Genomic DNA, 5,214 nt, shown 5'->3' with positions numbered 1-5,214 from the left:
AAAAGTCGGTATAATAGTAAGAGTTGAAAATAACAACTCCGGTCCGTTGGTCAAGGGGTTAAGACACCGCCTTTTCACGGCGGTAACACGGGTTCGAATCCCGTACGGACTATAGTATGTTACAGATGAAACACTAGATGAAAAAAGTTAAAAAAAGTTTCAAAAAAGTGTTGACAAGCGAAAGCGGCTGTGATATACTAATATAGTTGTCACTTGAGAGAAACGAGTGACAAAGACCTTTGAAAACTGAACAAGACGAACCAATGTGCAGGGCACTACAACTAAGGTTGTAGTACTGAACAATGAAAAAACAATAAATCTGTCAGTGACAGAAATGAGTGAGAACTCAAACTTTTAATGAGAGTTTGATCCTGGCTCAGGACGAACGCTGGCGGCGTGCCTAATACATGCAAGTAGAACGCTGAAGGAGGAGCTTGCTCTTCTGGATGAGTTGCGAACGGGTGAGTAACGCGTAGGTAACCTGCCTGGTAGCGGGGGATAACTATTGGAAACGATAGCTAATACCGCATAACAGTAGATATTGCATGATATCTGCTTGAAAGGTGCAATTGCATCACTACCAGATGGACCTGCGTTGTATTAGCTAGTTGGTGGGGTAACGGCTCACCAAGGCGACGATACATAGCCGACCTGAGAGGGTGATCGGCCACACTGGGACTGAGACACGGCCCAGACTCCTACGGGAGGCAGCAGTAGGGAATCTTCGGCAATGGACGGAAGTCTGACCGAGCAACGCCGCGTGAGTGAAGAAGGTTTTCGGATCGTAAAGCTCTGTTGTAAGAGAAGAACGAGTGTGAGAGTGGAAAGTTCACACTGTGACGGTATCTTACCAGAAAGGGACGGCTAACTACGTGCCAGCAGCCGCGGTAATACGTAGGTCCCGAGCGTTGTCCGGATTTATTGGGCGTAAAGCGAGCGCAGGCGGTTAGATAAGTCTGAAGTTAAAGGCTGTGGCTTAACCATAGTACGCTTTGGAAACTGTTTAACTTGAGTGCAAGAGGGGAGAGTGGAATTCCATGTGTAGCGGTGAAATGCGTAGATATATGGAGGAACACCGGTGGCGAAAGCGGCTCTCTGGCTTGTAACTGACGCTGAGGCTCGAAAGCGTGGGGAGCAAACAGGATTAGATACCCTGGTAGTCCACGCCGTAAACGATGAGTGCTAGGTGTTAGACCCTTTCCGGGGTTTAGTGCCGCAGCTAACGCATTAAGCACTCCGCCTGGGGAGTACGACCGCAAGGTTGAAACTCAAAGGAATTGACGGGGGCCCGCACAAGCGGTGGAGCATGTGGTTTAATTCGAAGCAACGCGAAGAACCTTACCAGGTCTTGACATCCCTCTGACCGCTCTAGAGATAGAGCTTTCCTTCGGGACAGAGGTGACAGGTGGTGCATGGTTGTCGTCAGCTCGTGTCGTGAGATGTTGGGTTAAGTCCCGCAACGAGCGCAACCCCTATTGTTAGTTGCCATCATTCAGTTGGGCACTCTAGCGAGACTGCCGGTAATAAACCGGAGGAAGGTGGGGATGACGTCAAATCATCATGCCCCTTATGACCTGGGCTACACACGTGCTACAATGGCTGGTACAACGAGTCGCAAGTCGGTGACGGCAAGCTAATCTCTTAAAGCCAGTCTCAGTTCGGATTGTAGGCTGCAACTCGCCTACATGAAGTCGGAATCGCTAGTAATCGCGGATCAGCACGCCGCGGTGAATACGTTCCCGGGCCTTGTACACACCGCCCGTCACACCACGAGAGTTTGTAACACCCGAAGTCGGTGAGGTAACCTTTTAGGAGCCAGCCGCCTAAGGTGGGATAGATGATTGGGGTGAAGTCGTAACAAGGTAGCCGTATCGGAAGGTGCGGCTGGATCACCTCCTTTCTAAGGATAAGGAATGCACATTGGTCTTGTTTAGTCTTGAGAGGTCTTGTGGGGCCTTAGCTCAGCTGGGAGAGCGCCTGCTTTGCACGCAGGAGGTCAGCGGTTCGATCCCGCTAGGCTCCATTGGTGAGAGATCACCAAGTAATGCACATTGAAAATTGAATATCTATATCAAATAGTAACAAGAAAATAAACCGAAAACGCTGTAGTATTAATAAGAGTTTATGACTGAAAGGTCAGAAAAATAAGGTTAAGTTAATAAGGGCGCACGGTGGATGCCTTGGCACTAGGAGCCGAAGAAGGACGTGACAAACGACGATATGCCTTGGGTAGCTGTAAGTAAGCGATGATCCAGGGATTTCCGAATGGGGGAACCCAACAGGTACTACCTGTTACCCATATCTGTTAAGGATATGAGGAGGAAGACGCAGTGAACTGAAACATCTAAGTAGCTGCAGGAAGAGAAAGCAAAAGCGATTGCCTTAGTAGCGGCGAGCGAAACGGCAGAAGGGCAAACCGAAGAGTTTACTCTTCGGGGTTGTAGGACTGCAATGTGGACTCAAAGATTATAGAAGAATGGTTTGGGAAAATCAGCCAAAGAGAGTGATAGCCTCGTATTCAAAATAGTCTTTGTACCTAGCAGTATCCTGAGTACGGCGGGACACGTGAAATCCCGTCGGAATCTGGGAGGACCATCTCCCAACCCTAAATACTCCCTAGTGACCGATAGTGAACCAGTACCGTGAGGGAAAGGTGAAAAGCACCCCGGGAGGGGAGTGAAATAGAACCTGAAACCGTGTGCCTACAACAAGTTCGAGCCCGTTAATGGGTGAGAGCGTGCCTTTTGTAGAATGAACCGGCGAGTTACGATATGATGCGAGGTTAAGTTGAAGAGACGGAGCCGTAGGGAAACCGAGTCTGAATAGGGCGCATTAGTATCATGTCGTAGACCCGAAACCATGTGACCTACCCATGAGCAGGTTGAAGGTGCGGTAAGACGCACTGGAGGACCGAACCAGGGCACGTTGAAAAGTGCTTGGATGACTTGTGGGTAGCGGAGAAATTCCAAACGAACTTGGAGATAGCTGGTTCTCTCCGAAATAGCTTTAGGGCTAGCGTCGACATTAGAGATTCTTGGAGGTAGAGCACTGTTTGGGTGAGGGGTCCATCCCGGATTACCAATCTCAGATAAACTCCGAATGCCAATGAATTATGGTCGGCAGTCAGACTGCGAGTGCTAAGATCCGTAGTCGAAAGGGAAACAGCCCAGACCACCAGCTAAGGTCCCAAAATAATTGTTAAGTGGAAAAGGATGTGGGGTTGCACAGACAACTAGGATGTTAGCTTAGAAGCAGCTATTCATTCAAAGAGTGCGTAATAGCTCACTAGTCGAGTGACCCTGCGCCGAAAATGTACCGGGGCTAAAACAATTTACCGAAGCTGTGGATACCTTTTATAGGTATGGTAGGAGAGCGTTCTATGTGTGAAGAAGGTGTACCGTGAGGAGTGCTGGAACGCATAGAAGTGAGAATGCCGGTATGAGTAGCGAAAGACAGGTGAGAATCCTGTCCACCGTAAGACTAAGGTTTCCAGGGGAAGGCTCGTCCGCCCTGGGTTAGTCGGGACCTAAGGAGAGACCGAAAGGTGTATCCGATGGACAACAGGTTGATATTCCTGTACTAGAGTATGTAGTGATGGAGGGACGCAGTAGGCTAACTAAAGCAGACGATTGGAAGTGTCTGTCTAAGCAGTGAGGTGTGAATTGAGTTAAATGCTTAGTTCTATAACATTGAGCTGTGATGGGGAGCGAAGTTTAGTAGCGAAGTTAGTGACGTCACACTGCCAAGAAAAGCTTCTAGCGTTTAAACATACTCTACCCGTACCGCAAACCGACACAGGTAGTCGAGGCGAGTAGCCTCAGGTGAGCGAGAGAACTCTCGTTAAGGAACTCGGCAAAATGACCCCGTAACTTCGGGAGAAGGGGTGCTGACTTTAAGTCAGCCGCAGTGAATAGGCCCAAGCAACTGTTTATCAAAAACACAGCTCTCTGCTAAATCGTAAGATGATGTATAGGGGGTGACGCCTGCCCGGTGCTGGAAGGTTAAGAGGAGTGCTTAGCGTAAGCGAAGGTATGAATTGAAGCCCCAGTAAACGGCGGCCGTAACTATAACGGTCCTAAGGTAGCGAAATTCCTTGTCGGGTAAGTTCCGACCCGCACGAAAGGCGTAATGATTTGGGCACTGTCTCAACGAGAGACTCGGTGAAATTTTAGTACCTGTGAAGATGCAGGTTACCCGCGACAGGACGGAAAGACCCCATGGAGCTTTACTGCAGTTTGATATTGAGTGTCTGTACCACATGTACAGGATAGGTAGGAGTCTAAGAGATCGGGACGCCAGTTTCGAAGGAGACGCTGTTGGGATACTACCCTTGTGTTATGGCCACTCTAACCCAGATAGGTGATCCCTATCGGAGACAGTGTCTGACGGGCAGTTTGACTGGGGCGGTCGCCTCCTAAAAGGTAACGGAGGCGCCCAAAGGTTCCCTCAGAATGGTTGGAAATCATTCGCAGAGTGTAAAGGTATAAGGGAGCTTGACTGCGAGAGCTACAACTCGAGCAGGGACGAAAGTCGGGCTTAGTGATCCGGTGGTTCCGTATGGAAGGGCCATCGCTCAACGGATAAAAGCTACCCTGGGGATAACAGGCTTATCTCCCCCAAGAGTTCACATCGACGGGGAGGTTTGGCACCTCGATGTCGGCTCGTCGCATCCTGGGGCTGTAGTCGGTCCCAAGGGTTGGGCTGTTCGCCCATTAAAGCGGCACGCGAGCTGGGTTCAGAACGTCGTGAGACAGTTCGGTCCCTATCCGTCGCGGGCGTAGGAAATTTGAGAGGATCTGCTCCTAGTACGAGAGGACCAGAGTGGACTTACCGCTGGTGTACCAGTTGTCTTGCCAAAGGCATCGCTGGGTAGCTATGTAGGGAAGGGATAAACGCTGAAAGCATCTAAGTGTGAAACCCACCTCAAGATGAGATTTCCCATGATTTTATATCAGTAAGAGCCCTGAGAGATGATCAGGTAGATAGGTTAGAAGTGGAAGTGTGGCGACACATGTAGCGGACTAATACTAATAGCTCGAGGACTTATCCAAAGTAACTGAGAATACGAAGTGTGAAGGTTTTCTTGGAATTTGATAGATATTCAATTTTGAGTAGGTATTACTCAAAGTTAAGTGACGATAGCCTAGGAGATACACCTGTACCCATGCCGAACACAGAAGTTAAGCCCTAGAACGCCGGAAGTAGTTGGGGGTT

At 49.3% G+C, this 5,214-nt stretch carries 2 tRNA genes and 3 rRNA genes; all 5 read left to right on the top strand.

Annotated features, from left to right (window positions below):
* Positions 1-40 precede the first annotated feature (40 nt).
* A tRNA-Glu gene (locus QM469_RS10430) sits at positions 41-112 on the top strand.
* 241 nt (positions 113-353) lie between these two features.
* A 16S ribosomal RNA gene (locus tag QM469_RS10425) occupies positions 354-1,900 on the top strand.
* Between the two features lie 50 nt (positions 1,901-1,950).
* Positions 1,951-2,023 (top strand) — tRNA-Ala (locus QM469_RS10420).
* Positions 2,024-2,148: 125 nt separating this feature from the next.
* Positions 2,149-5,051, top strand: a 23S ribosomal RNA gene (locus tag QM469_RS10415).
* A 77-nt stretch (positions 5,052-5,128) separates the two neighbouring features.
* Positions 5,129-5,214 (top strand): 5S ribosomal RNA (gene rrf / locus QM469_RS10410); the annotation flags it as partial.

Source organism: Streptococcus infantis, assembly GCF_047464215.1.
GTDB classification, from domain to species: Bacteria; Bacillota; Bacilli; order Lactobacillales; family Streptococcaceae; genus Streptococcus; species Streptococcus infantis_P.
The sequence above is the reverse complement of the archived record's forward strand: the minus strand, read 5'-3'. Positions and strand labels throughout refer to the sequence as shown.